Raw genomic sequence first — 23,647 nt, forward strand, 5'->3', positions numbered from 1 at the left:
AAAAAACATAACTAAATGATAAAAAACACAGGAAAAAAGCTCATCAGCTTACAAAAGAAAATGATAAATTCTTATCTTGATGATGAATTTTATTCATTTTTTAAAGAAGAGGTAATAATAAGTTTGAAAAAAGTTAGAGAAATAGGACTTAAAAATTATAGTTTATCAGGAAATATCACAAGTTTAAAAACTAATGATTTTGTTTCATTCGAGTCTTCTTTAGAGAGGGATTTCATTAATTGTTTAGAATTTGATAATTCAGTTTTAACTTATTGCGAACAACCAATAAAAATATTTTTCACGTCAAACTCAAAAGAAAAATATTATGTACCTGATTTCTATATTAAATATAATGATGAACGTATTGATGAATTAGTTGAAGTCAAATACAAAACAGATCTTTCACGAAATAAACAGAAGTATGAAGATAAATTTAAAGCAGCTAAAATATTTTGTGATAATAATAACATGATTTTCAAAATTCTTGATGAAAATTATGTGAGAACACCTTTCATGGAGAATTGTAAATTTCTTCTACCCTTCAGGAGATTAAAGAATAACATTGATTTTATTGATGTTGGTATAATTGAAGAGAGAATCAAAAATCATAAACACCCAACACCAAATAATATAATAATTCAATCAAATTTTCCTGAAGACAGAAAAGCAGAGTTATTACATACTTTATGGTTTATGATTGCAAACTATATAGTAAATATTGACCTAGAAAATAAAATAAATATGAACTCAAAAATTTGGATTTAGTACTATGTCTAATTTTTTTATTGCGCCAGGAGAAAAAGTTTTATACGATAATAAAGAATCAATTATTACTAAAATTATTGATTTAGATACAGTTACTATTGAAGAAGTTCACACTAATATAATTAGGACTGTTCGCATTTATGAGTTGAAATCCTATCACAATTCAATACCACAAACTTCTCAATATGAAATAAAGACATTATCAGAAGAAAAATGGGATCTAGCTCAACGTAGATATGAAATAATTAAGCCAATATTAAGTGCAGATAAAAAAAGAAAATTAATATTATCTGCTTCTCAAGAAAATAATATCAGTGTTCCAACTCTTTATCGTTGGATAAAAACCTATAATGAAACAGGTTTGGTTTCATCATTAGCTGGAAAAGAACGTTCTGGTGGAAAAGGGAAAAGCCGTTTAAGCAATAAAGTAAATGATATTATAAATAAAACTATCAATGAAATATATTTAAACTCTTCGAAAAAATCAATATCAAAAACCATTAGAATAGTTCATCAGAAATGCCATGATAATAATCTTAAAAGACCTCATGAAAATACTATCAGGCAACGAATAAATAACTTATCTGAAGAACTTAAATTACGTAAAAGATATGGGCAAAAAGAAGCTCAATATAAATTCGAACCACATAAAGGTCATTTCCCTGGTGCTGACTATCCTTTATCTGTAGTACAAATAGACCACACTGTTGTGGATATTATTTTAGTAGATGAAGAATATCGTAGACCATATAAACGTCCTCATTTAACTGTAGCTATTGATGTCTTTAGCAGAATGGTCATAGGTTTTTACTTATCTTATAATACACCAGGAGCTTATGGAACTGGTATGTGTATATCTCATTCAATATTGCCAAAAGAATTATGGCTAAGGAAAATGGATATAGAAGAAGACTGGCCATGCTGGGGTATAATGAATACCATTCATGTTGATAATGCGAAGGAATTTAGAGGAGACATGTTAAAAAAAGCTTGTTTTAATTATGGGATAAATTTAGAATTTAGACCCCCTGGCACTCCTCATTGGGGAGGCCATGTTGAAAGATTACTTGGTACTTTTTCTAAAGAGATACATAATCTATCTGGAACAACTTTTTCAGATTTAAAAAAGCGTAAAAATTATAACTCAAAAGAACATGCTTCATTAACACTAAAAGAGTTTGAAAAATGGCTAACGATTTACATTACCAAAATTTATCACCACAAAGTCCATTCATCATTAAGCATGTCTCCCCTTCAAAAATTTAAAGAAGGAATTTTTGGAAATGAAAATCAAATTGGTCGTGGCCTTCCAAAAAAGATAAGTGATGAAAGAAGACTTAGATTAGATTTTATGCCATATTATGAAAGGAGTATACAAGAATATGGGGTGGTCATTGATCATATACATTACTATGATGAAGTACTAAGAAAGTATGTTCATAGTTCTACTGGAAAAGTAAAAAACAAGTTTTTGTTTAGAAGGAATCCTCGAGATATTAGTGTTATATATTTTTATGACCCACAGCTAAAAGATTATTTTGAAATTCCATATAGAAATACATCCTTACCTCCTATATCAATATGGGAATATAAAGATGTTTTAAGAGTTTTAAAGAAAAATAAAATTGAGCTTAATGAAGAAAAAATATTTGAATCATATCGAGAATTAGATAAGCTTGAGCTAAACTCAATAAAAAAAACTAGAGATTTAAAAAAGGATACGAAAAAAATAAATAAATCAGCTATTAATAATGAAATATACCAAAATAAAGCTATTCCTAAAATAGATGATGACGATATAATTCCTTTCGATGATTCTGATGATATCTTTAAATAAGTAGCCTATGACTAAAAGAGAGAAAATAGAAAATATTAAATCCTCTAAATGGATTAATTATAGTGGAGCTGTTGATATTATTAAAGAGTTAAACGATCTAAAAACGTACCCTAAATCAACAAGAATGCCTAATATTTTATTAGTAGGAGATTCAAATAATGGCAAAACTGCTTTAATAGAAAAATTCTTATCTATAAACCCTGCATCATTTGACAATACCCAAGAGGAAATTATTTGTCCTGTAGTAGCCGTTCAAGCCCCTCCTGAACCTGATGAACGTCGTTTTTATAATTCTATACTGGAAAAATTATTAGCACCTTATAAAATTTCAGAAAAACTTGATGCTAGGCAAAACAGAGTAAAACATTTACTTGAAAAGCTTAGTGTTAAAATTCTTATTATTGATGAAATACATCATGTTTTAGCTGGTCCCCCAATAAAACAAAGAAAATTCTTAAATGTATTAAAGTTTTTATCTAATGAATTAAAAATTTCACTTGTTTGTGCCGGCACAAGAGATGCTTTCAATGCCATTCATACTGATCCACAATTATCAAATAGATTTACCCCTAGAGTATTGAAACGTTGGACATTTGACAAAGAATATAAACGTCTATTAATAAGTTTTGAATCTAAGCTTCCATTTAAAGAAAGCTCTCATTTAATAGAAACCGGTTTTGCTCAAAAAATTTTAGCAGTAAGTGAGGGGCTAATTGGAGAAATATCAACTGTTATTAAATTAATGGCAATTTTTGCAGTAGAAAACGATTATAAAAAAATGACTCCAGATATGATTGAAAAAATAAAATATATTTCACCCTCAGATAGAAAAAAGATAATATACAAACTATAATAATTAAAATGGTTTTTATTCAAGCGATAAACAAGAATATTTGGCCTTTTTATTTAAAGCCTAAGCATGATGAATTATTCACAAGTTGGATATATAGAATGGCGATAAAAAGTAATACAAAGCCTATTCCATTTGTAAAATCTTGCTTTGGAAAAGAGTCTTCGTTTTGGAATAGAGATATTGATTTAATTATTCCTTCAAAAATAATAGATAAAACAATAAAACATACTCCTCTTAAAAAAGCTGACATTATTAAAATGTCATTAAAAACTTATGAGGGTTTCGCTTTTGAATCTATAAAATTAAATTCTAGGAACTTAAACATAGGGTCTATTGGAATAAATCATCGTAAAAGACAAAAATATGGATTAGTTTATTGTCCTATATGTGTTAAACAAAATTATTATAGAACAAGTTGGCGCCTGCTAACTTCTTTAATATGTGTCAAGTGTAATCAATACTTGTTAGATCGATGTGGAAAATGTTATTCTCCTATTTCATTTCATAGAATCAACATTGGCAATAAAAATCAAAATAAAGGAAAAGTTGTTTTATTGCTCTAATTGTAAATATGACTTAAGAAAAGTAAGGGTGGAGAAAAAGCCCATAAAAGCTGAAATACTTTATCAAAACTTCATAGACAAAACTATTTCTAAAGGTTTTAACCATATTTCTAACTATTCTTTTTCTTATATATATGTCTTGATTCAATTAAGCAGTAAATTGAAAACTACTAGTGCTTTAAATCAATTTAAAATTAACTTTCAGAAATTCTATAACTTAAGCTTTAATGACGAACCTATCATCTTCGATTTTTTACCCATTAAAAAAAGGAGAGAAATAATCGTTAGTGTTAATAAAATGCTAATGGAATGGCCAAATACCTTTTTTAAAATTCACAATTTAAAAAAGTTTAATAATTCACATATAATAGATAATTTAGAAAAGATGCCATATTGGGCCTACTATTATTTAATGTTTAAAAGTTAAAATTTTAACCTTTTCATTAACCTTTCTTTCAATTCATTTTCTCTGTGTTCTAATGGCTGATATACAATTATCCCTTCTGGCTTGAACTTTTGATTTTGATAAAGTTTAGACCACCTTAAATTTTCATGATTAATGACACGTGCTAAAAAGGCATTTAATCTTGAAAACTTAATTTCATTAAAATATAAGTCAGAAAAAAAAGCTGAATGAGTCCCAACCCCTTTATCAAAATAGTAATATGTCTTATTATTTGAAGATATTTTAAAAAGTAAAAACTTAAATGTTTTTTCAACATTAGAGGGAGTAAAAGAAAGAATATCAAAATTATTATCAGAATTATACTCATTGTAAGCAATCTCTGTATAATGGCTTGAATGAAGCTTAAGAAAAACTCCTTCATAACCTTTATTTTTACATATTTCAATCAAAGTGTTAATTATTAAGTGATTCCAATTTATTAAATCATATATCACTATTTCTACATTTGTTTTAGTTATTCCTTTTTCTTTAAAAATGCCATCTAAATTAACCGTTCCACCTTTATATTCTTTTCCATAAACGATTTTACCAATGATATAATTAAATTTATTTGAATCCTTTGGTAAGACTTCATTTTCAGGTATATCATTAAAAGAATAATCTGCTTTCTTTTTTTCTATTATTTCATAGGTTTCTCCACTTTGGTCCGAATAATTATATTCGTTATTGTTCTCTATACCTGTATATTTATTTATTACTTTTGTAAATAACTTAGCTTCTTTATTTTGACTAGTTTTTACCGATCTAGTATCATTTAATACTGAAACAACTACTTTATCTATATCAAAAAAAGGGGTTTTATCTGGTGAATTTACACCAACTATTCTAAAAGCTAAATATGTTTTTTCATCTATATATTGACCAATAAGATCCAACTCTACATCAAATGAAAACGGAATTTTAGAATTAAAATAAACTGATTTTTCTCCGCTCTTATAACGAATTAAATGATCTGTTCTCAGTTGATTAATTGCTTTTTTTCCTGCTTTATCACGTGTAAAAAAATATCTTCCGTAATAAAGTGCCTGTGATTTTGCTATCTCCATTCTATTTTGAGAAATCACTCCTACTCTCTTACCATCAACTATCTCATCTTTCAAACACTTAACACTTTCTGATATTGTATTATTTATAATACATCTATTCAGTTTTGTAGAATGAGAAAAAAAGAAGAAGTCATTTATTAGTTGTAATGGAATTATAATATCAATTGGTTTATCGTCTATTAGCTGCTTTTTTCTATAGTAATATGCATTCTTTAAAACACCATAAATAGACGGCTTTGGGTACATACAACTATCATAAATATTATACAGTCCTTTGTCTTTAAAATATCTATTATTTAAAATAGTATTAATATTAATTAGCCCCCCAGAATTAATTTTAGGCTCATTTACTAATTTACCTTTATAATCATAAATACTTCCTAAAATAAATTTACTTGATGATATAGAGAGAATTTCTACTTTTATTTTAGTTTTAAAAAATATTCTTACTGGATATTCTTTACTTGAAACATTAATTAACCATAACTCTGTAAACCAAGTATCACCTACAAGAAAGTTTTTTCCTTTACAAAACAAATACCACAGAGTAGATTTAAATTGCTTTTTAAAAGACTTAGTCGAATTTTCAAATGCTTTTTTAGGAAGGTTTGACATAGTTAATTAAAATCTTTAGAGTCAATTAAAACTTTTAACAAATTCCTTAGTACCACAAAACATGGTAAGACTCAACTCTTTTTTCTATGCCTTTTATTAATTAACTTCATTCTTATATTTTCAAGTAATGATATTTCTTCAATATTTAAACCCAAAGAAGTATTTAATATATGTCCATTGTTATTATCCAATATCTCTTTGATTGAATTTTTGTTACCAAATGTTTCCTTATATAAATCAAAATTACCAGATCTTACTAACGGTATTGGCAAAGCTCTAAACTCATTAGGTGTTAACTCTAATACTCCTCCACCATAGTATCTACCTTCTAACTCAGAAAAAGCTAAAGTAAGAGAATTATAAAAAGAATAAATAACATCATCAATATTTATATTTTCTTTAGTTTTAACAACATATGCACTATCAGTAACGTAAACACCTGCCTCATTTTTCAAAAATTTGGGATATTCATGAGCTCTCTTAAAAAAAAAGGCTTCAGTTGGTTCTACTAAATTAGGAACCTGAAACCAATACTTTCTTTTTTTACATTTAAACCTAAATGGAATTTTTAATTCTTCCCCCTTAGCTAAATATTCCTTTAACTCTCTACTCATTTCATTGGAACCAACAGAATTAAAATCCAATAAATATGAAGGTTTATTTTTATTAACTAAATTTTCAAAATCTCCCTCATCAAAACTTGCAGAGCCATTCACAAAATACCCTTTCTGTACTATCGGCTTACTAAATTCATTTAATTTAAACTTATCTAAAATTTCTTTATTAACTATGAAGTAATCATTAGCTGCTGTAACAATTCCTGCTCTATTATCCACATAATTAGAAATTAGGCTTAAGTTATTCTTTAAATTCTCTAAAAAACTATACTCATCAGGAGTTATAAAATGATGTGTCCACTTCTTATTAGATTCAGAAACACTTATATTTTGTTGCAAATTAAATTTCTCTGACTCAAGGTCTTCCATCGTACTAATTGTAGTATAAAAAGTTCCTTTTTGAATATGATTTACATAGCCAATTAATAAAACTGTATCTTGTCCTTTACATTCTTGAAATTGCAATTCATCAAACATAAATATCTCTAAACGATCGAAATAATCTTTTAATAAAGCTCTAATTTCTTCTGTAAACTTAACTTGGAGTAATTCTAATGGTAATATAAATGACACTATTCCATTATCTTTAAGTCGAGAAATTGAACTTATTAGAAAAGCAGTCCAAATATTATTAACTTTTCTTGAAGACAATCCATGATTAATATGTATTTCTCTTGATAAATCTTTTTGAACTTCAGTTAATAAATTACTTTTTATATATGGTGGATTACCAATGATTAATGAATATTTGTCATTATTATTTGAATTAAAATTCAAATAATCTTCGTTAATACACGTTAAAGATATATTACTCTTTATATTTTTAGATTCTACTTTCTTAAGTTCTCCAGCTTCCCTTTCTACTACATTTAAACTTATATTGTCAAAATTATCAATCTCTTTACTATCATTAATAGCATCGACAAAAACACCATCTCCAACGCTTGGTTCTAAAATAGAAATTTCACTAGAATCTAATCTTGATAAGCAATAATCACTAATAAATTTTGCCAATCGAATTGGTGTATAATATGATCCTAGTTCTTTTTTATTCATTTTCTAATTTCAACTAATTTATATGGTCTAATTTTACGCCTCTTATCTAATGTCTCTTGCAACTGTAAAATTATGCTAAGATAATTTTTTAAAAAAACAACATCATCATCTAATTGAAATTTTTCTTTATAATGATTTATTTCAGACACAAGCTTAATTTGCTTACTTCTTAAAACAGTTTCCCTTCTTTCATAAATTAACTGTGGCCTATTCAAATATAAACGTTCTATTAAATACCTTGTACTAAGGTACTTTCCTTCTACTTTAAAATTATCTCCATCAACATCTATTAGATTTGAATAATCATATTCTGAAGGATCTGGATAGCATATAACTTCTAAATCATCTGGATCATTTGGCCAATCATTACTCTTAAATCTATTACAAATTGGACAACAATAAAAAAGGTTTTTTATATCATTCTCTAACTTTTTAAATCTTTTAATTGATTTAGGGCGATAATGTTCAATATGATAATGATCAATTCCTCCAAACTGTTCTTCATGAATTGAACAATAAATACATTGATAAAAACATTCTTTGGCTATTTGTTCTTTCCAATCAGAATAAGTACCATTGCTAGGTTGCGTAGACTTATCCTTGTCTATTTTCTTCCAATTCATTGAATCACTTATTGCTTATTTTAGATTCTATTTCTTCTTTTAAAGATTCTAAAGAGCTAATCATAGATTCGTACTCATCTAGCCAATCACTTCTTTCTCCTAATTCTTGATTCAAGGGCAAATCAAGCTTTACCTGAAGAGCCTTCAATCTTTCATTATCTTCTTTACTAGCTTTACCTGAAGCAATTAATTCTGAAAGCTCTTGAAATTCATTTAACTCTTGTGAATTTTCTTCTAAAAATCTTTGTGAAGCTCTAATAAAGCGGTCAACATACTTCTCTCCTTCATCAATAAATTCTTGCCTATCAATAATATCTTCAAAATAACTAAACTTAGCCTGCAAATCAGGATCTCCTTTATGAGAAGTTATTACATAAATAGGGATCTCTTTAAATTTATTTCTAATTATAGTCACTAATTCATTACCCCTATAATCAACTGGCCCTTTATCCTCTTCTGACTCATTATGCATTCTTTCATCAAAAATTAAACAAATAATTTCATTTTCTTCAATCCAAGAAAAATATTCATCAAAACTCTCTGTCACAAAGGGAAATATATCTAAAACTCCTAATGAAGACTCTTTATCTTCTAAATGGGCTTCAAGAGCTAATTTTAATGTCTCTCTTTGATCTTTATTATCATCTATTATTCCTATATTCATTTTGCTTTTTTCTCTATTGGCAACCATACTTTAAACCTTGCTCCTTTCAAGTCTGGATCCTTATCAAATGTTATTTCTCCTTTCAATTCCTTAATTATCGAACTAACTACGGTTAACCCCAAGCCTGTTCCCACACTATTACTACCTTTAGTTGGGTTTACCTTTGTAGAAAATAATGGTTCAAAAACTCTATGCTTGAACTCTTCTGATATTCCATGGCCAGAATCTGATACTGATATCATACATCCTCTTAACTCTTTACGCTTGTTAAGTTTTTTATCTTTAAATGTCAGTTTAACTAAAACATTTCTTTCTCCTGCTTTTTGTGTTGCTGCTGTATAAGCATTAGTTAAAAGATTTATTAAAATTGTTTCAATATCCATTTGATAGGTATATGAATACATCACATCCCCAATAAAAGTTATATTTATCGATGCTGCTTTAAATGCTGGTTTTAACTCACTTATTACATTATTAATCGTTCTTTTAAGATTAATATCTTTCTTTCCTCTCTTTTCTCTTTGAACTCTAGTTAACGCATATGCTCCCCATGCAGCAACTTTATTTGAGTATTTTATCGCTTTTTCTATTTCAGATAATGCATTTTCAATATTCGGTTGTCTCCTCTTTAATGTTAATTTTGCAGCATTGATCGAACCTTTAAATTGTGTAATTGATCCTTCTGTTTCATGTCCAAAAACTGCAGATGAAATACCAATAGTAGCTAAACCACTAAGAGTCCTATTCCAATTAAGTAGATCGTTAATTGTTTTTTCAACTTTTGCTGTAGTTTTACTTAATATCAATACATTTTTCTGTATTCTATCTTTAGTATCTAAATCTACATCACTACTATTTTGTATATCATGATTAATCTCATCTAAATCTTTTTCTATTGTAGATAAAGTTTTAATAATCTTATCAGCATTAGTTTTAGTAGACTTACTTTTCCCCTTAGATTGTTTTATCTGTGGTACTAATTTTGTTCTATAAGATTCTAACATATTTATCGAACCTAACGTTAGGTTCCTTAAATCATAAAAAGCTTCTGATTCAACCAAACCTTCTCTTGCAGCACTATCAGATAATTTAACATTAGAATCTCTTGTTATAAATACTCCTCCTACTAATTGATTAGGAGTAACCCTATAACTTTGTGACCTACTTATTCCGGCTGGATCTTGGGCTTTTCTATCAGCTAACTCAAGCCAATCATAACCAAATTGAGAACTAGGAAAACCATAGGGCTTAACAACTATTTTATCTCTATAAACTTTTATTCCAGCATTATTATCTAAAAACTCTCTTAACTTCTTTAAGTTAAAATCCATATCTTTTACTGATGCAGCTTCTCTTAAAAAAAAATATAACTTTAAGTTAACTGGCCCACATCTTAGCTTATTTGATTTATCATACTCCTCACTTAAATTAGATTTTGACAACAAATTTTGCCAATCAATTCTTTCAATTTTTTCTTTATTATTATATTTATCCCAATAAGTATATATTATTTCTGATCCCTTCCCATCATAGTAAGCTTCAATACTTATTTCAGCAGCTTTTAAGTAACTCCTATCTATTTTTTTCGTTACTTCTGTATAAATATCATTAGATAAAGTAATGTCAAAATCTTCAACTTCTTCAAAGGGAGGGGTTAATGCTACTAATTCCTGATATAGATTTTCAATATTACTTAGACTCCAAGATTGTCTTTGACCAGAAATTATAATTTCTGTTCCAGTATCAGATTTTTTTCCTTGAACAGGGGGCAAATTAATTTCATCAGGATAAAACATTTTGACTTTAATATCGGAAACATTTTTTCCCTCAACATCAAAATCATCCCAATTTAATTTTAAACCTATTAATCTATCTTTAGCAGACTTTGTTCGAATTTCTAAAATAGAACCAAGTCTGTCGGTAGAGATTCTACCAATACCTTTCTCTCCTGTTTTTCTTCTACCTAACTTGCTTTTTTTAGAAACTCTTTTTGCTGAAAAACCTACTCTTAACCAATTATTCTTCAACTCATCTTCAGTCATACCAAAACCATTATCAGCAATTCTTATTTTGTCAGATGTTTTTGAAAAAATTTCAATTTCAACATTTTTGGCGTCTGCATCATAACTATTTTTAACTAACTCCAAAAGAGCCGTTGTATGGTCTTTAATGCTATCTCTCCCTAAGTGAATAAGAGTTTTTGCATCAACAAAAAATCTTTGATGATTTGGATCTAACTTGGCTAATTCACTCGATAGAGTTAACACCTTATCAAAATCTGGTGGATTATCTGATAAAGCTTCTGTAATTTCTTTTTTTATTATATCTATATTCCTTGACATCAAATATTTCAATTAAAATTATATAATACCTCTGTGCCTCAAAAGTATTTGCATTTCATACAAGTGTGAAATCTAAATTAATAAGAACAATCATTAAATTTAATAACAAAATAAGAATTAATTTATAGGAAAGTTTACATTACTTATCATGCATTTTTTTTAATATCTATCAAAATTATTAAACACTTATATTTCCTTGAATATTTGGTAGCAATTAAAACTAATTATTTTCGTAGTTCTAATCATTATCTTTAAACTTATAATCAACAGAAAATTTTAACAGGGGCTTATCAAAGCCTTCAATATCATAATCATTCCAAAACTGATAAACTCCAAATTTTAAATCGATTACATCTTTAACATTTATTCCAGCATCAACTGCAAATCCATATAAAAAATTATCATGCTCTTGAACAGTCGAAAATAAACTTTCAGATTGAGTATTTCCAACCAAAGACCCAATTAGTCTAGGCTTTACAAAAAATAAACCTATATCGTCTTCACCTTCTTTCCAAGCACCTGTTTGAAAATGAAACCCAGTACTAAATGAAGTAGATCCGAACAAAAAGTTATCCTTTGATTGAACATCATCTCCAGATATTAATTTTAAAGTAGCTTGAAGAGTAAAACCTATTCTAGTAACCTTATCTGATGGTTTTAAAAATTGCTTGTAGAAAGTAGCATTAAACAATCCCCCTGTTGGGTTTAGCAAGTTTCCTATAGCACTCTTATTTTCTTCATTTTCTCCTAAAACATCACCAGACCCTCCAGCAAATATATATAACGGTACAATAAACCTTTCAGGGTCTCCAATATTAAGTTTTAATATCTGAGCAGTAGCCTGAACACTACCTGCAGAAAAATAATCTAGATAGCCAGTTCCAAAAAGCATCAATTTGTCATCTTTTTTATTCTTCTCCTTCTCCAATTCACTTTTTATATCAGAAACACTTTTAGTTACTGTAGTGTCTTCAACTTTTTTAGAAAAGTTAGAATCAGGATAGGCCATTTCAACAATCTGACCGTTAGCAATTGACGCACAAAATAATAATGCAAAAAACATTTTTTTCATAATAGTTAGTTTAGATACTATAAAGTCTTAAATAGTTTAGGCTTTGGGAAACCTTCTTTATCTAACCTAAATTTCAGTTACGAAAAAAAACAATTTGTTTTAGTAATTATTCTAGTAAAATAAAATGATTAATTTTTACTACAATATATTCGCTAAAATATTTTATATAATTCAAAAAACCAATACCAATAAATAGTGATTTTACAAACTAACCTATTTGAGTGATGATTTTAATTTGATATTTTTTTACAAATTATAATATAGATTTACGAAAATTTAAAATTAGTTATATCAATAATTAGCTTCATTGAAAAACACTTACTTTCAATCATAACTAAATTAGATAATATAGGAATAATTAAATGACGAAAAATTTATCAAAAAATAATGTACTTTTATCATATACTATTATTAATTATCATTTACTTTTAGAATTGACACCAGCTGCCGCTATTTCCATACAACGCTTGATAGACTCTTGACCCTTTACGTCCGAGAAGTCAAATTCAGGGAAATTTAATTTTTTATAAAATTCTGCTCTGGTATCAACAATTGATCGCTCTAAGGGTTTGTTTTCATCAAAAAAAGCAATTAATTCTACAATATTTTCTATACCATATACTTCTAAACCATCAACAATAGCAGCTTCCTTGGCATTTTGTTTAGGTAAAATAAAGCCTTTAAACCCTTCTTCTCTAGCCTTAATTGCAATAGGTAAAGCTCCTTTTATAGGTTGCAATCCTCCATCTAAAGATAATTCGCCCATAATAATATATTGCTCTAGACCTTCAGACTTTATTTGCCCTGAAGCAGCAAGTATACCGATAGCTATTGACAAATCGTAAGCACTACCCTCTTTTCGCAAATCGGCTGGTGCCATATTTATAGTTATTCTTTTTCCGGGAACTTGATACTTATTATTTTTTAACGCTGCAGCAATTCTATAATTGCTTTCTTTAATGGCATTATCTGGCAAACCTACTAAATGATAACCTATTCCTTTAGCGATATTAACCTCTATAGTTATAGTAGTAGCTTCTACACCAAATAATGCACTTCCGAACACTTTTACAAGCATATTAACAAAATTAGGGTTTACTTTGAGGTAAACATAAGATACAAAAAAAGGTGCTTTTAAGCACCTTTTTTTCATTAAATAACTTAATAATAATTATTTAATTTAAATTCACTAATAAGTTACTTTCTTGAGGTAAGGCATAGTCTAAAAATGAACTTACTTGCCAAAGTAACATTCCGTGGGGTAGTGTATTTTTTGAGGGCAAATTCGAAATAAATATTCTTCTGTTTATAGTTATTACTGTATCGTAACCTAACTTATTATGTATAAATAATTCATTTACATACTGAGCTATTTTTTCTTTACATAAAGAATAATTTGCTGTAATTTCTGTAAAAGTAGCACCCACTGTTTTATACTTTGAATATAGCAATGGATGTATGTATTTTAAAACTTCAAGTCCTTTTTCAAAAACCAATGGTTCAAAAGTATAAGCTATCTCTTTTCCTTCAGAATCAAAAAATTGACTTTTATCTTCTACTTCAAAATAATAATAACTTGCAATTCCTTTTTTCTCTAAATGAAAATATCCTATTTGTGGCATATATACGATTCCTTCATTATTAGCAACCACTTTTATTTTTATTGGTCTATAACTAGGCTCAATATAACCGTACAATAATTGTTTTAAAGATTTTGGATACGCTTTACTTTTACAATTAAAATATTCTAACAATAGAGTGTCAGCAAAAGCTCTTACATCAACCTTATCTTGGATTTCTTGGATGTATTCCCATTCATCAAAAACTAAGGTTTGCATAATTGCTAAACGCTCTTGAAGTTGTACATTATGATAATTAATTGGGGTTAATTTTGCAGTATTATTTGCTTTCATAATAAATGTATATAGTAATTGGTCCTCACTATATAGTTCTAATTATTAGCGTTTTGTTACCCATACTTTTTTACTTTTTTTAAAAAAAAGTAATATTAAGAGAAATAATAGTGTGATTAGTAATACTAAAATTGGATACAAATATGAATTAGACTTGGCTTGTATTACACCAATTCCATCTCCAATTAAAATAAATGAACTCCAATAAAAAGGAGACACTTCAGATCCAGAATTGTTACTAATATAATCTAGCTTTGCTTTATGAAGTGCTTCAGATTTAGAGTTTCCATTATTTAATTTCTTATAAAAATCTACCATTATCTTTTCAGTAGTTTTATCATTTAAGTTCCATAAACTAGATATTACTGTATTTGTTCCTGAAAAGAAAAAGCCTCTAGCTAAACTCATAACCCCCTCACCACTTTTTAATATTCCTTGTGAAGTTTTACAAGCACTTAACACCACTAAATCTGCCTGGTTTTTTGTTGCATATATTTCATTTAAACAAACTTTAGAGTCATAAAAGGCTAACCACGGATTGGTTTGTTCATCTAATCCAGAGTGTGTTGCCAAGTGTACAATGTTATAGTTTCCAAAATCTGTTAAGAATTGCTTTTTAGAAGCCTCGCTTTCTGTATAAACCTTATCATTAAAAATAGTATTTATGGTTTCTACTTCTTTTACTGAATTAGAAAGAACACTCAAGCTATTATCTTTAAACTTTTTAGGAGCAAATGCTAAAAAAGTTTTCTCTGGAGCTCTTAAAACACTATTCTTTGAATTTAAATATGAAAAAGAGTACACATAATCTATTTGGTTAGAAATAATTAAATAGGGTATGTTTTTAGTATCTTTTACTTTCTCAACTACAAGAGCTTCTAGAGGAATATTTTGCAGATTACCATCGGTAGCAATAGATAATTTTTTTCCTTTTAATTTTTGATAGATATGAGTTGGTAATATTGTGTTAAATATTTTATTTGCCAGCAAATTATAGCTTAATACTTCTTCTTTAGTTATAAATGGTTGCTGTAGCTTTTTCCTTAACTCAAGTATATTTTTATTCAAGTCTGAAACATTTTTCAACTCGTACAAATCAGTACTATTATTAGTAATTGCTAAAGCAAATGCATCATCATTATTAATAATAAATTGTAAAGTAGCCTCATTTGATTTTACAAATAGCTCTTTATGTTCTTCAATACTTAATATTGGTAATTGTTTACGCAACCTGGCATATTCTGGGTATGCAAAAGCTAAAGAATCTTTAAACCTAGAGTAAGCATTTTTTAAATCAAACAATAAATCTGCATTATTACTAGCTTGTGTTATTTGTTGTCTGTAGCTGAAATCTTTAGTTACTAATTGTTCTGGCAGATTACTAACTAATTTTGCTTGTTTATCATTTACCCGCTCTAAAAGCAATAAAGCTTTGTTTTTTTCCATAAAGTAATAAGCTAAATCTGTTCGTTTTAGTTTATTACAAACCGCAATTGCTTGTATATATAAATTGGCTCCTTTTTCTCTCCAAAACAATTTAGACAAGCGTTCTCCTGTATTAAATGTTATTGCATCTGTTAGTCGGTCTGCTAACTGAAAATCTGTCAAAGCATTTTTTAAGTATTCGTCCTTAGAATCAAACTTATACCATGAATACCAAAAATTTGCACGTTTAATTAAATAGCTTAAAACTTTTAAACGATTAGGCGAGTTTTCTAAAACAGCTATATCTAATTCTTGGTTAGCTTCTTCATCTTCAAAAGCCAATAAATTTATTGCCTTATCATAACAATTTTTAGCTTCTATATAATTCATTGATTTTAAATAATAATCAGCTAAATTATAATTCAATGAAGCCTTTCTTCTTGCGTTATCTTCAGCAAATAAAAAACCTTTCTTTAAGTACTTAAAGCTGTTATCATATAAAGAATCTTGTAAGTATAAATAACCAATATTATTATACAACAACGCTATAGCATTAGAATCTTTACGTTTATATGAAATTTCGAGAGCAGTATTATAATGCTTAAGTGCTAATTCCTTTTTTTTAAGTTCTTCATAAACATTTCCGAAACTTAAATTGATAATATATTTATCTCTACTACCAACATATTTTTCTAAAGAATCTGCTTTTTTTAAATAAAGAATTGTCAAGTCATTATTTTTATACCCCATTGACGTATAGACACTAGATATATTGATATAACTTTTGCATAAACTATTAAAATCTTTATTTGCTAGATAGAATTTTTCTATTTTATCAAAATATCTAAAGCATTTCTCAAAATCTCCTAATCTTTTATACACTAGAATAAGCTCAGCGTAAGCTTTGTTTTTTAACCGTTCATTTCCTTCAAGTTCTACAAGTCGCTGAAAAGTTTTTATAGCTAAAGAATAATTACCAGATTTGTTATAATACAACCCTAAATTAAAAAGGCTTTTAGCTAAGTTTAAAGTATCATCATCTAACTCTCTAATACTTATCGCATTTTTTATTGCTAAAATACTTTCACTGTATTTATTATTTTTATTTAAATAACGTGCATAAACATGATATATGTAAGATTTTTGTTGATTGGTTAATGCAGTATTATTTATTATTGAGTCTATCTTCTTTTTTTTACTAAAAAAAGATTCATCATATTTAAATATACTATCTATAGAAGCTTTATTATAGCTAGTTTCTTGAGATAATAGAGTATTAACAACTAAAACTATTATAAAAAATATATGTAACCTCAAATTAATTAATGCTTATCTATTCGACCTATCAAATTTAAGATATTAGTATTAGCATTGTATTAAAAATGTGTGAAAAAATATATTTTTTATTGACATCAGTTGATTACAAGTTGTTTATCATAATTTTCAATAAAAGTAATAGTTTCAAAATTCATTTTATTTATTATTAGCTTATAATGCATCATCATCTTTCTTATCTCCCTGATGAATTTCTCTCTTCTGTATTATCTTACACATCATCATCTTTTCCATCTCCTGATGTCTCTCTCTTCTCCATTATCTGACTCATCATCATCTTTTCCATCTCCTGATGTCTCTCTCTCTTCTGTATTATCTGACACATCATCATCTTTCCCATCTCCTGATGTCTCTCTCTCTTCTGTATTATCTGACACATCATCATCTTTCCCATCTCCTGATGTCTCTCTCTCTTCTGTATTATCTGACTCATCATCATCTTTTCCATCTCCTGATGTCTCTCTCTCTTCTGTATTATCTGACTCATCATCATCTTTTCCATCTCCAGTTGAATTTCCTTCTCTAGAAGCTTGAAATATTAATATATTATCATCAATACTAACTTTTTCTACTTCGCTATGCATTGCTATAACCTCTTCTACAACAGCTATATCAAAATTTGGTTTTAACAACCACATTTCCATATTATCACTATGCTTTATAATTTGTTCTATAATAAATTCATTTTTTAACTCTTGCTTTTTTACAAAAACAGCTCCTTCTTTATAAGTCACAACAACTCTTTTAAAAGAACCATTTAACTCACTGTTAATCTGATTATTAGATAAAATATTCGTATCTTCGATAGAACAGCTAGACAATACTAAAAAAATAGTTACGGTAAGAAATAATACAATTTTTTTCATGATTTTTTTTTTTTGGTGAATGTTGGTTGCTATTAGATATTTCTAGGAGGGGCTCATTTTATAGTTCCTATAAAATGAGTTTTGTTACCCATACTTTTTCATTTTTTTTTTAAAAATTTATAATTAGCTTTACTTTATGTATAATATAAAGCAATTCAATGCCTGAAAAACACAGTCTTTTTAATGCCTTAATTAAAGGAGATTCTAGGGGAATTTTAGAAATCTACGAGACAGTATTCCCTATTGCTCTAAAACATATTGCAAGAAACAGTGGTAATAAAGAAGATGCCGAAGATATTTTTCAGAAGGCATTAATAATGATAACTACAAAGTTTAAAGTAAAAGATTATGAACCTATAGAGAATTTTGAGTCGTATTTACTAGGCGTTTGTAAGAATTTATGGTTAAAAGAATTAAATTTTCGAAAAAAGTGGGTAACAAAATCACAAAACTCGGAACTTAATAATGAAGGGAGTGCAAAAATGCTAGCACTAGCCATTTTGGAAAACGACAGATGGGAGGCATATTTAAGAAATTTCAACCTTCTGTCTGATAACTGTAAAAAAGTATTATCTCTTTTTTTAAAAAAGAAAAGCTATGCTGAAATAACTAAAACTTTACAGTACAATTCTGAAACAGTAACCCGCCAGAGAGTTTTTAAATGCAAAGCAAAACTCACTAAGTTAATACAAGCAGACCCTAACTATAAAAAGTTAAAAAAGATATGAACGACCAACAAAGAACATTGATTATTGACCAGTTTCTAAGAGGTAATCTTTCTGACGCAGAACGTTTACAATTTAAAAAAGAAATGTTTGCAGATCCTAGTCTAGCAGAAGAAGTGCAGATAAATAAAAATTTATTTGCCATGTTTGAAACAGACGAATGGGAAGAAATTCATCACTTAAATAAAGATGGTGTTGCATATGAAGAATATATTCTTAGCGAGGATGCAAAAAAAATACAACAAGCCATTACTGAAGCCAACAAACAATACAGGCGAACTTCTATTTCCCCAAGAAAACGATATTCATGGTACGCTGTTGCAAGTAGTTTTGTAATTCTACTTGCTGTTGGCTACAGCCTTTGGTTTACAGATAGTAATACCCCTGAAAATCTGTATGCAGATTACAGTGATTTGTCAAGCCTTCCTTCTCTTACACTGAGAAATGATGCCGACAAATTACTATCTGATGCAGAACAACTATTTTTAGAGAAAGAGTACACAAACGCTTTAATTGCCTTAGAGTTGTATGAAGCTAAATACAAGACCTCTAACCCATCTACTATTTTATATAAAGGTATTTGCTTATTAGAAACAAATAACTTTAATAAAGCCGCTGAAACTTTTACTCTTTTACAAAATAGTAATACTTTAGATAGCGATAAAGCTTATTGGTATTTAGCGATGACACATTTAAAACGTAAAGATTTAAAAACAACTAAATCTTTACTTAAAGAGATTGTAAAAAATAAGTATCACAATCATGTAAAAGCTAACCAACTTTTATTACAAATTGACTAAACCCTAATGTTATTTGTACTAAAAACACCGTTTAGATATTCTAAACGGTGTTTTTTTTAATTACTATAATTAATTAGCAAATTAAATAATCATTTATCTTCTTATCTAAGAATATAGATGGATTATTTTTTATCATTTACCCACTTATCAACTAAATCCTCTAACACATTTAATGGTATGGGCCCGTTGACCAATACTACATCGTGAAACTCTCTTATATCAAATTGAGCACCCAATTGCTTTTTAGCCTTTTCTCTTAATTCTATAATCTTATTCATACCTATTTTATAAGCTGTAGCTTGAGAAGGCATTACAATATGTCTTTCTACCATTTTAACACAATCTCCAATAGCATTAGGTGTATTAGTACTATAATAATCTATGCCTTGTTGCCTTGTCCATTTTTTAGCATGTATGCCCGTATCTACAACTAATCTGCATGATCTCCATAATTCCATGGCTAATCTTCCGAAATTCGAATAAGGATCACTATAAAAACCCATTTCTTTAGGTATAAATTCCGAATACAGCCCCCAACCTTCTATATATGCTGTATATCTTCCATATTTCCTAAACTCTGGAACATTCTTTAATTCTTGCGCAATAGATATTTGCATATGATGTCCTGGTATTCCTTCATGATAAGCTAGCGCTTCCATTTGATAGCTTGGCATTGAGGCCATATCGTACATGTTAGCATAATAGGTTCCCGGTCTTTTACCATCTTTAGAAGGACCTTGGTAAAAAGCTTTTCCTGCTGATTTCTCTCTAAATGCTTCTACTTGTTTTACTTGTAAACCAGCTTTTGGCTTGGTTAAAAAAAGTTCATCTAAACGAGTTTTCATACTATCTATTATAGCAGTAGCTTTTTTCATATACTGCTCTTTCCCACTTGCTGTTGCCGGAAAATAAAATTCTTTATCTGTTCTCATAAATGTAAAGAACTCTTGTAGGGTTCCATTAAAACCAACTTGTTCTTTTATAGCATTCATTTCTGAATGGATACGCTTTACTTCAGATAAGCCAATTTCATGTATCTCATCTGCAGTTAAATTAGTTGTTGTAGTCCTTTTTAAAGCATTGCTATAAAACGCTTCTCCCTTAGGAAATTTCCATACACCATCGTCTGTACTAGATGTTTTTTCTTGTTCTTTTAATAAACTTATCAAGCTTTTATATGCTGGTAACACACTTTCTAACAAAGCTTTTTCGGCCTCTATAAACAAAGTATCTGTTTTATCAGCCCCTAAATCTATTTTCACTATTTTTTCTTTAAAATCTTCATAAAGCGTGCTCAAACCTTCTGTTTTATCAAAGGGATATCCTTTTATAATATTTTCTGAATCACTTATAACGTGAGCAAAAACAAACTTAGGAATCATAACTCCTTGCTTCTCACTAGCTTTTAAATTCTCTTCTAACTGATTAAACAAAGGCTTAATACCATTCAATCTAGCTATATAATCTTCGGCATCGTCTTCAGTTTCTATTTGATGCATGTTGATTAAAAAAGCAGGAATTTCTGCTTGCATACCATGCATTTGCTCTACTGGATATTTATATAAAACATACTGATGATCTGCTATTTCATTTTCTAAAGTTTGCTTATATAATTGGTAACTTAACAAATCATCTTCATTTAACAAGCTTGTTTGTATAGAATCTATCAAGTACGATAACGCCTTTTTAGATTCTTCTACTTCTAAAGCTTTTGCGTAAGGAGAAATATCATCCCATTTATCATAATCATCTTTAATTCCTAACCTAGTCTGACTTTGTGGATGTCTGTCTAAAAATGCAACAAACTGATTTTCGAAATAGGTATTTAATTTAACACTTTCCTTTGTTATTGCTTCTGTATTATCAAGTATTACTTCAGACTTAGAATCCTTTTTGCAAGAACTAAATGCAACAACCAACATAGCACTTAAACTTAGCTTAGCTATATATTTCATTTGATTTATGTTTTAAGAAACTTAAAAGTACAAAATTAGAGTATAAAAAAAGCGAGCCGAAGCTCGCTTTTAAAAAATATAAATTACTATTTATTTCTTTTTATATTTCTTTTTATACTTTACAACACCTTTCCTAAGCCATTTATAATAACTATCAGCATCAAAATCTGCTCCCTGAGGTTTATTCATTCTATTCAATTCTGAATCAACTATAGCATAGTAAGGCTGAGAATTAGCTTTAAAATGTTTCACTGAAAAATCCATCCATTTTAAACCTGTCGTTGTTACTTCTTTATCTAATGCTTCTGAATGAAAGTAATCTTTTTTATCTAATTTTTTTCTTTCATCAACATATAAAGATACAACTACTACATCATTTTTTAATAAATCTTTAACTCTTGGATCTGACCAAACATTATCTTCCATTTTTCTACAATTAGCACATGCATGACCTGTAAAATCTATAAATAATGGTTTGTTAACCTTTTTAGCATATTTATTAGCAGAATCATAATCTAAAAAAACTGGTATTCCGTTAGCTCCAATTTTTGTATGCTTTTGTTTTAAAATATCACTAGACAAATCCACAGCATCAGTAGTTTCTAAACCATATGGAGCTTCACTATATACTTTAGGAGGAGTTAATCCACTTAGTATTTTCAAAGGAGCTCCCCATAAACCTGGAATCATATAAACAACGAAAGTAGAAAATACCAATACAAACATTAAACGAGTCACACTCAATCTTTCTACAGGAGAATCATGAGGCATTTGTATTTTCCCCATTAAGTATAATATAGTTGCTATAAATATTGCAATCCAAATAGCCAAAAACATTTCTCGTTCTAATATATGTAATTGCCAAACTAAATCTGCATTTGATAAAAATTTAAATGCAAAAGCTAGTTCTAAAAATCCTAAAACAACTTTAACTGAATTTAACCAACCACCTGATTTAGGCATAGAATTTAACCATCCAGGAAACATTGCAAACAATGTAAATGGTAATGCTAATGCTATTGCAAAACCTAACATACCCATTGCTGGGCCAAATAAATCACCTGATTCTCCAGCTTTTACTAGCAAAGAACCGATAATTGGACCTGTACAAGAGAATGAAACTAAGGCTAAAGTAAAAGCCATAAAAAAGATACCTACTAAACCACCTTTATCAGAATTTTTATCAGCAGCATTTACCCAAGAACTTGGTAATGTTATTTCAAAAGCTCCAAAAAATGATAAAGCAAAAATTATGAATAATATAAAGAAAGCAATATTTACCCAAGGGTTAGTTGAAAACTCATTTAATGCAGACACACCAAATATCATGGTTATTATCATTCCTAAAGCCACATAAATAAAGATAATTGACAAACCATATATAATCGATTTCTTTATTCCTTCGCCTTTAGACTTACTTTGCTTTGTGAAGAAACTAACTGTCATAGGAATCATAGGAAATATACATGGCATAAATAAAGCTGCTAAACCACCTAAGAATCCTAATATAAAAACACCTAAGGTTGAAGTTTTTTCCTCTTCTTCATTATCTACCTCTTCTTCTTGATGAAGACTCTCTTCTTCTTCTTCTGTTTCTTTTTTACTTTCGTTTATTTCTTTTTCCTTAACCGATACTTTTTTTGACTCAGCCTTTGATAATAATAAATAAGTATCATTTTTACTTTCTATTAATTTAGCCGTAGATAGATCAAACTTTATCTTTTCTGACTCAAACATACATTTTTCATCATCACAAGCTTGATATGACACTTCTCCTTCAATACTTTTTAAAGTTGGATCTAATAACTTAATTTTTTGAACTAGAGTAGCCTCGTTATCAAAGAAAGTTAAATCCATCTCAAATACTTTATCAAATTTGGTAATGGTTTTACTTTCAGCAGCTTTTTTAGAAATTATCTCAAATTTCTTATTTAAAGCTTCTTCATCGTAAAAAAACTCTGTTGGCAAAGCACCACCTTCTGGTAATGTTTGAGAATACAAGTGCCAATGGTCTTCAATCTTGGCCTTATAAATTAAATTAAATTCTGTTTCCGAGAGTTTTTCAACTTCGCCTGTCCACTTAACAGGTTTAAAAATTTGTGCTTGCAA

18 protein-coding genes and 1 pseudogene are annotated in these 23,647 nt (G+C 28.4%); 7 read left to right on the forward strand and 12 right to left on the reverse strand.

Annotated features, from left to right (window positions below; translation table 11 throughout):
- Positions 1-15: 15 nt before the first annotated feature.
- Genes ACFQ1O_RS00855 through ACFQ1O_RS00875 form a run of 5 tightly spaced genes read left to right on the forward strand, consistent with a single transcriptional unit; the run spans position 16 to position 4,445 of the window.
- Entirely contained in the window at positions 16-765 is a 750-nt protein-coding gene (locus ACFQ1O_RS00855; protein ID WP_377712322.1) for a TnsA endonuclease N-terminal domain-containing protein, read from the forward strand.
- 4 nt (positions 766-769) lie between these two features.
- Entirely contained in the window at positions 770-2,602 is a 1,833-nt protein-coding gene (locus ACFQ1O_RS00860) for a Mu transposase C-terminal domain-containing protein (protein ID WP_377712324.1), read from the forward strand.
- A 7-nt stretch (positions 2,603-2,609) separates the two neighbouring features.
- Positions 2,610-3,455, forward strand: coding sequence for a TniB family NTP-binding protein (locus tag ACFQ1O_RS00865; protein WP_377712326.1), 846 nt, complete (start codon positions 2,610-2,612; stop codon positions 3,453-3,455).
- 8 nt (positions 3,456-3,463) lie between these two features.
- Positions 3,464-4,018 (forward strand): TniQ family protein, encoded by a 555-nt coding sequence (locus ACFQ1O_RS00870; protein WP_377712328.1) that lies wholly within the window; start codon positions 3,464-3,466, stop codon positions 4,016-4,018.
- A 28-nt stretch (positions 4,019-4,046) separates the two neighbouring features.
- The gene (locus ACFQ1O_RS00875; RefSeq protein ID WP_377712330.1) at positions 4,047-4,445 is read left to right on the forward strand and encodes a hypothetical protein; all 399 of its coding nucleotides are present in this window, start codon (positions 4,047-4,049) and stop codon (positions 4,443-4,445) included.
- Here ACFQ1O_RS00875 and ACFQ1O_RS00880 read toward each other — a convergent pair.
- The 10 genes and pseudogenes from ACFQ1O_RS00880 to ACFQ1O_RS00925 form a co-directional block, all read right to left on the reverse strand.
- Entirely contained in the window at positions 4,442-6,145 is a 1,704-nt protein-coding gene (locus ACFQ1O_RS00880) for a hypothetical protein (protein ID WP_377712332.1), read from the reverse strand. The two genes, ACFQ1O_RS00875 and ACFQ1O_RS00880, sit on opposite strands and share 4 nt — an antisense overlap.
- Positions 6,146-6,216: 71 nt before the next feature.
- Positions 6,217-7,818, reverse strand: a complete 1,602-nt coding sequence (locus tag ACFQ1O_RS00885; protein WP_377712334.1) for an Eco57I restriction-modification methylase domain-containing protein — start codon at positions 7,816-7,818, stop codon at positions 6,217-6,219.
- Positions 7,815-8,441, reverse strand: a complete 627-nt coding sequence (locus ACFQ1O_RS00890; protein ID WP_377712336.1) for a hypothetical protein — start codon at positions 8,439-8,441, stop codon at positions 7,815-7,817. Before ACFQ1O_RS00890 ends, ACFQ1O_RS00885 begins: the two co-directional genes overlap by 4 nt.
- A gap of 4 nt (positions 8,442-8,445) precedes the next feature.
- The gene (locus ACFQ1O_RS00895; RefSeq protein ID WP_377712338.1) at positions 8,446-9,105 is read right to left on the reverse strand and encodes a hypothetical protein; all 660 of its coding nucleotides are present in this window, start codon (positions 9,103-9,105) and stop codon (positions 8,446-8,448) included.
- Positions 9,102-11,447, reverse strand: a complete 2,346-nt coding sequence (locus ACFQ1O_RS00900) for a sensor histidine kinase (protein WP_377712340.1) — start codon at positions 11,445-11,447, stop codon at positions 9,102-9,104. Before ACFQ1O_RS00900 ends, ACFQ1O_RS00895 begins: the two co-directional genes overlap by 4 nt.
- Before the next feature lie 238 nt (positions 11,448-11,685).
- Positions 11,686-12,519 carry a hypothetical protein gene (locus tag ACFQ1O_RS00905; protein ID WP_377712342.1) on the reverse strand — a complete coding sequence of 278 codons (834 nt, stop codon included), beginning with the start codon at positions 12,517-12,519 and terminating at the stop codon, positions 11,686-11,688.
- A 439-nt stretch (positions 12,520-12,958) separates the two neighbouring features.
- Positions 12,959-13,597, reverse strand: a pseudogene (locus ACFQ1O_RS00910) (magnesium chelatase domain-containing protein); the annotation flags it as partial.
- A 97-nt stretch (positions 13,598-13,694) separates the two neighbouring features.
- The gene (locus ACFQ1O_RS00915) at positions 13,695-14,432 is read right to left on the reverse strand and encodes a hypothetical protein (protein ID WP_377712344.1); all 738 of its coding nucleotides are present in this window, start codon (positions 14,430-14,432) and stop codon (positions 13,695-13,697) included.
- A 45-nt stretch (positions 14,433-14,477) separates the two neighbouring features.
- Positions 14,478-17,174: a CHAT domain-containing protein gene (locus tag ACFQ1O_RS00920; protein ID WP_377712346.1), complete on the reverse strand. Its 2,697-nt coding sequence runs from the start codon at positions 17,172-17,174 to the stop codon at positions 14,478-14,480.
- A 239-nt stretch (positions 17,175-17,413) separates the two neighbouring features.
- Positions 17,414-18,058, reverse strand: a complete 645-nt coding sequence (locus tag ACFQ1O_RS00925) for a hypothetical protein (protein ID WP_377712348.1) — start codon at positions 18,056-18,058, stop codon at positions 17,414-17,416.
- A 158-nt stretch (positions 18,059-18,216) separates the two neighbouring features.
- Between ACFQ1O_RS00925 and ACFQ1O_RS00930 the strand changes: the two genes are divergently transcribed.
- Complete coding sequence (locus ACFQ1O_RS00930) at positions 18,217-18,786, forward strand: RNA polymerase sigma factor (RefSeq protein ID WP_377712350.1); 570 nt, start codon at positions 18,217-18,219, stop codon at positions 18,784-18,786.
- Positions 18,783-19,583, forward strand: a complete 801-nt coding sequence (locus ACFQ1O_RS00935) for a hypothetical protein (RefSeq protein ID WP_377712352.1) — start codon at positions 18,783-18,785, stop codon at positions 19,581-19,583. The genes ACFQ1O_RS00930 and ACFQ1O_RS00935 overlap by 4 nt, the downstream gene beginning before the upstream one ends.
- 122 nt (positions 19,584-19,705) lie before the next feature.
- Here the strand turns inward: ACFQ1O_RS00935 and ACFQ1O_RS00940 are convergent, their stop codons facing one another.
- Together ACFQ1O_RS00940 and ACFQ1O_RS00945 are read right to left on the reverse strand one after the other, a co-directional pair.
- Positions 19,706-21,538, reverse strand: a complete 1,833-nt coding sequence (locus ACFQ1O_RS00940) for a DUF885 domain-containing protein (RefSeq protein ID WP_377712354.1) — start codon at positions 21,536-21,538, stop codon at positions 19,706-19,708.
- Positions 21,539-21,628: 90 nt separating this feature from the next.
- A complete protein-coding gene (locus ACFQ1O_RS00945) occupies positions 21,629-23,647 on the reverse strand; it encodes a protein-disulfide reductase DsbD family protein (protein WP_377712356.1) in 2,019 nt (672 codons plus the stop codon).

This window comes from Pseudofulvibacter geojedonensis (assembly GCF_042675745.1).
Lineage (GTDB): Bacteria > Bacteroidota > Bacteroidia > Flavobacteriales > Flavobacteriaceae > Pseudofulvibacter > Pseudofulvibacter geojedonensis.